1 protein-coding gene is annotated in these 5524 nt (G+C 70.7%); it reads left to right on the plus strand.

The features are described 5' to 3' along the window. Positions 1–5524: non-ribosomal peptide synthetase (locus D7V97_RS39340; protein ID WP_120615714.1), on the plus strand; the 5524-nt coding region annotated here is incomplete at both ends.

Genomic DNA, 5524 nt, shown 5'->3' on the forward strand with positions numbered 1-5524 from the left:
GCCCTGAGGCCCACGCCCCGGACGGGCGCGCCCCTGCCCCTGTCCTTCGCGCAGCAGCGCCTGTGGTTCCTGGATCAGCTCCAGCCCGGAGGCTCCGCCTACAACATGCCGTTCGCCCTCCGATTGGAGGGAGCGCTGGACGCAGGCGCGTTGGAGCAGGCCTTCACGGAGCTGGTGCGCCGCCACGAGAGCCTGCGCACCACCCTGGGTGACGAGGCCGGCACGCCCGTGCAGCACATCCACGCGCCCGCGCCCTTCCACCTCCCCGCGCTCGACCTGAGCACGCACGAGGCTCCCGAGTCCGAGGCCCGCCGTCTGGCCCACGACGATGCACGGCGCCCGTTCGATCTCGCACACGGCCCGCTGTTGCGCGCCCGCCTGCTGCGTCTCTCCGAACGGCAGCACGTGCTGCTGCTCAACCTGCACCACGTCATCTCCGACGGCTGGTCCAGCGGAGTGCTGGTGCGCGAGCTGGCCGCGCTCTACGAGTCCTTCCGCCAGGGCCACCCCTCGCCGCTGCGTGCCCTGCCCGTGCAGTACGCCGACTACGCCGCGTGGCAGCGTCAATGGCTGACGGGCGACGTGCTGGAGCGGCAGGTGTCGTGGTGGAAGCAGCACCTCGACGGAGCCCCCACGCAGCTGGAGCTTCCCACCGACTTCCCCCGTCCGCCCGTGCTCTCCAACCGGGGCGGCCGGGTGCCGGTGCGCCTGTCGAAGGAGCTGAGCAAGGCCGTCGACGCCCTGGCCCAGCGCGAAGGCGCCACGTCCTTCATGCTGCTGCTGTCCGCGTGGCAGCTGCTCCTGTCCCGCTACAGCGGCCAGGACGACCTGCTCGTCGGCACGCCCATCGCGGGCCGGCGTCACACGGAGACCGAGGACCTCATCGGCTTCTTCGTCAACACGCTGGTGCTGCGAGCCCGCGTGGACGGCGCGAGCACCTTCCGTCAGTGGTTGGCCCAGGTCCGTGAATCCACCCTCGGAGCCTTCGAGCATCAGGACGTCCCGTTCGAGAAGCTCGTCGAGGAACTCCAGTCCCAGCGCGACCTGAGCCGCTCGGCGCTCTTCCAGGCGTTCTTCGCGATGCAGAACGTGCCGGTGCAGGCCCTGGCCCTGCCCTCACTGTCCCTGCATCCGCTCGCGGACGAGGACGAGGTCCTCACCAAGTTCGAGCTGTCGCTCGACCTGAACGAAACGCCGGAGGGGCTCGTCGGAGCGCTCAAGTACAGCGCCGACCTGTTCACCCCGGCCACCGCGCACCGCATGGCGAAGCACTTCCAGGTCCTGCTGGAAGGCCTCACCGCACACCCGGATCAGCGCCTCGCCGAGCTGTCCCTGCTGACGCCCGATGAGCGCCAGCAGCTGCTCCACGCGTGGAACGACACCGCCGGAGAGCCGGCTCCCGCCACCACCTTCCACGCCGCCTTCGAGCAGCAGGCCGCCCGCAAGCCACAGGCCCCCGCCGTGAGCGACGAGGACACGGTGCTCTCGTTCGCGCAGCTCGACGCCCGCGCGAACCAGCTCGCCCGGCACCTGCGCACGCTCGGGGTCGGCCCCGAGGTGCGGGTCGCGCTCTGCTTCGAGCGCTCCGTGGACATGGTCGTCGCGCTGTTGGCCGTGATGAAGGCTGGCGGAGCGTACGTCCCGCTGGATGCGAACTGGCCCCAGCAGCGCAGGGACTTCGCGCTCCAGGACTGCGCGGCGCCGGTGCTCCTCACGCAGCAGCACCTGCTCGATTCCTGGCGGCCCGAGGGAATCCAGGCGCTGAGCGTCGACGCGCCGAAGGCGCCCTGGGCCTCCCTGCCCGAGCAGGCCCTCGCGCCGCTCGCCACCTCCGAGAACCTCGCGTACGTCATCTACACGTCCGGCTCCACGGGCACGCCCAAGGGCGTGATGGTGCGGCACGGCTCGGTGCTCAACCTCCACCGCGCGCTGAAGCGGACCGTCTACGCGGATCAGCCCCAGGGCCTGCGCGTCAGCGTCAACGCACCGCTGGCCTTCGACGCCTCCGTCAAGCAACTGGTGCAGCTGCTGGAGGGCCACTGCCTGTGCATCGTCCCGGAGGCCACGCGGCAGGACGCGGAGGCGATGGTGACGTGGCAGCGCAAGCACCGGGTGGACGTGCTGGACTGCACGCCGTCCCTGCTGCGGCTGATGCTCCAGGCGGGCCTGCTGGAAGGCGGCTCCGCTCCCGCGCTGCTGGTGCCGGGCGGTGAAGCCATCGACGAGGCCACCTGGAACGTGCTGGCCGCGGCCGAGCACACCCGGACCTTCAACGTCTACGGCCCCACCGAGTGCACCGTCGACGCCACGGCCTTCGCCATCCGGAGGGGAACGCAGCCCACGCTCGGAGGACCGCTGCTCAACGTGCGGACCTACGTGCTGGACGCGACCCTGCGCCCCGTCCCGGTGGGAGTGGCCGGCGAGCTCTTCATCGCGGGAGCAGGCGTCGCGCGGGGCTACCTGGACCGCCCGAACCTCACCGCCGAGCGCTTCGTCCCGAACCCCTTCGGCACCGAGCCCGGTGCGCGCATGTACCGCACGGGAGACAAGGCCCGCTGGAGGGAGGACGGCACGCTCGAGTACCTGGGCCGCATCGACTTCCAGGTGAAGCTGCGAGGCTTCCGGCTGGAGCTGGGAGAGATTGAAGCCGCGCTCCAGAGCCATCCCACGGTCCGCACCGCCACGGTCCTGGTCCGCGAGGACGTCCCGGGAGATCAGCGCCTCGTCGCCTACGTGGTGCCGGAGTCGCCCTGCGACGCAAGCGAGCTGCGCACCTTCCTCCAGCAGAAGCTGCCCGAGTACATGGTGCCCTCGGCGTTCGTCGCCCTGGCCGCCTTCCCGCTCACGCCCAACGGCAAGGTGGACCGCAAGGCCCTCCCCGCGCCGGAGGCCAGCGCCGCGAGGAGTGAGGACTACGTCGCACCGACCACCGCCACGGAGCGGCGGCTCGCCGAGCTGTGGGCCCAGGTGCTGCGAGTCGAGCGCATCGGCCGTCAGGATCACTTCTTCGAGCTGGGAGGCCACTCGCTCCTGGCCACGCAGGTGGTGTCGCGGGTCCGCTCCGCCTTCGGGGTGGAGCTGCCGCTGCGAGCCCTCTTCGAAGCCCCCGTGCTGGAGCAGCTCGCCCAGCGGGTGGAGCAGGCCAGCAGCGCCAGGGCCCTGCCCGCCCTGGTCGCCACCCCGAGGACGGGCGAGTCCCTGCCCCTGTCCTTCGCGCAGCAGCGTCTGTGGTTGCTGGATCAGCTCCAGCCCGGAGGGTCGGCCTACAACATCCCATCAGCGCTCCGGCTCGATGGAGCGCTGGACGTGAAGGCGTTGGAGCAGGCCTTCACGGAGCTGGTGCGCCGTCACGAAGCCCTGCGCACCACCCTGCATGAAGAGGGCGGAGCGCCGGTGCAGCACATCCACGCGCCCACGCCGCTCCGGCTGCCCGTGGTCGACCTGAGCCAGCACGAGGCTTCGGAGACCGAGGCCCAGCGACTGGCGCAGGAAGAAGCCGCGCGTCCGTTCAATCTCGCCCAGGGCCCCCTGCTGCGCGCCCGCCTGCTGCGCCTCTCCGAGCGCCAGCACGTGCTGCTCCTCAACCTGCACCACGTCGTCTCCGACGGCTGGTCCACGGGTGTGTTGGTGCGCGAGGTGTCCGCGCTCTACGAGGCCTTCCGCCAGGGCCGGCCCTCGCCGCTGCCCGAGCTGCCGATCCAGTACGCCGACTACGCGGTCTGGCAGCGCTCGTGGCTGCAAGGCGAAGTGCTGGAGCGGCAGGTGTCGTGGTGGAAGCAGCAGCTCACGGGTGCGCCGCACGCACTGGAGCTGCCCACCGACTTCCCGCGTCCGCCCGTGCAGTCCACGCGAGGTGGCGCCGTCCACTTCCGCCTGCCCGTGTCGGTGAGCCAGGCGCTGGAGGCCCTGGGCCAGAAGGAGGGAGCCACCCTCTTCATGGTCCTGCTCGCCTCCACGCAGGCGCTGCTCGCGCGCTATTCCGGCCAGGACGACGTCGTCATCGGTACGCCCATCGCGGGCCGCCGCTTCTCCGAACTGGAAGGCCTCATCGGCTTCTTCGTCAACACGCTGGCGCTGAGGGCCCGCCTGGATGACGCGCCCACGTTCCGCCAGTTGTTGGCCCGAGCGAAGGAGACGACCCTGGGAGCCCAGGCCCACCAGGACGTCCCGTTCGAGAAGCTCGTCGAGGAGCTGCACCCGCAGCGGGACCTGAGCCGCACGCCGCTCTTCCAGGCGATGCTCCTCCTGCAGAACACGTCCACGTCCGCCACGACGCAGGGAGCGCTGTCCATCCACCCCGTGCAGGTGGAGGACCACGCCGCGAAGTTCGACCTCACGTTCGCGTTCGCCACGTCACCCGAAGGGCTGCAAGGCGCCATCACCTACAGCGCCGACCTCTTCCGCGAAGAGACGATCCAGAGGCTCGTGAAGCACCTCCAGGTGTTGCTCGAGTCCGCGGTGTCCAGGCCCGACACAAGGGTCGCTGAACTGTCGATGCTGACGCCGGACGAGCGGAACACGCTGCTCGTGGAGTGGAATGACACGCGCACGAAGCTGAGCCGTGGCTTCATCCACCACCTCGTCGCGCAGCAGGTGGCGCGCACCCCAGACGCCACCGCCCTTGTCGTTGGCAATGAGCGCCTGAGCTACGCCCGGCTTGATGCACGCGCCAACCAGCTCGCGCACCACCTGCGCTCGCAAGGCGTCGGGCCCGAGGTGCGCGTCGCCGTCTGCCTGGAGCGCAACGTCGACCTCGTCACTTCGCTGCTCGCCATCCTCAAGGCCGGCGGCACCTACGTGCCCCTGGACCCCGCGTACCCCCGGCAGCGGCTCGACTTCACCCTCGCGGACTCCGGCGCGCGGCTCCTGCTCTCGCACTACCCTGTGCTGGCTTCGCTGAAGCTCGATACCCAGGGCGTGGACACCCTCTGTCTCGACGCGCTTCCTGAAGGTGTCTCCGCGCTGCCCACCTCGGCACCGGCCACGTCCGTGTCCGAGGAGAACCTCGCCTACGTCATCTACACCTCGGGCTCCACCGGCAGGCCCAAGGGCGTCGCCATCTCCCACGCCAGCGCCACCGCCTTCCTCGACTGGTCCCTGCGCACCTTCTCGCCTGCTCAGTTGGCCGGCACGCTGGCCGCTACGTCCGTCTGCTTCGACCTCTCCGTCTTCGAGCTCTTCGCGCCCCTCGCCTGCGGTGGCGCGGTGTTGCTCGCTGACAACGCGCTCGCGCTCGCGGGGTTGCCCGCTGCCTCGGAGGTGACGCTCATCAACACCGTCCCCTCCGCCATCGCCGAGCTGCTGCGCACGGGCGCCATTCCGCCCTCCGCTCGCACCATCAACCTCGCGGGTGAGCCTCTCCCGGGCACCCTCGCGCGTGCCCTCTACGCCACCGGTACCGTCGAGCACGTCTTCAACCTCTACGGCCCCACCGAGGACACCACCTACTCCACCTTCACCCGCGTCCCTGAAGGCCCCGCCGAGCCCACCATCGGCCTGCCCCTCCCGGAGACGAGCGCCTACG

The sequence above is a fragment of the Corallococcus sp. CA053C genome (genome assembly GCF_003611675.1).
GTDB lineage: Bacteria > Myxococcota > Myxococcia > Myxococcales > Myxococcaceae > Corallococcus.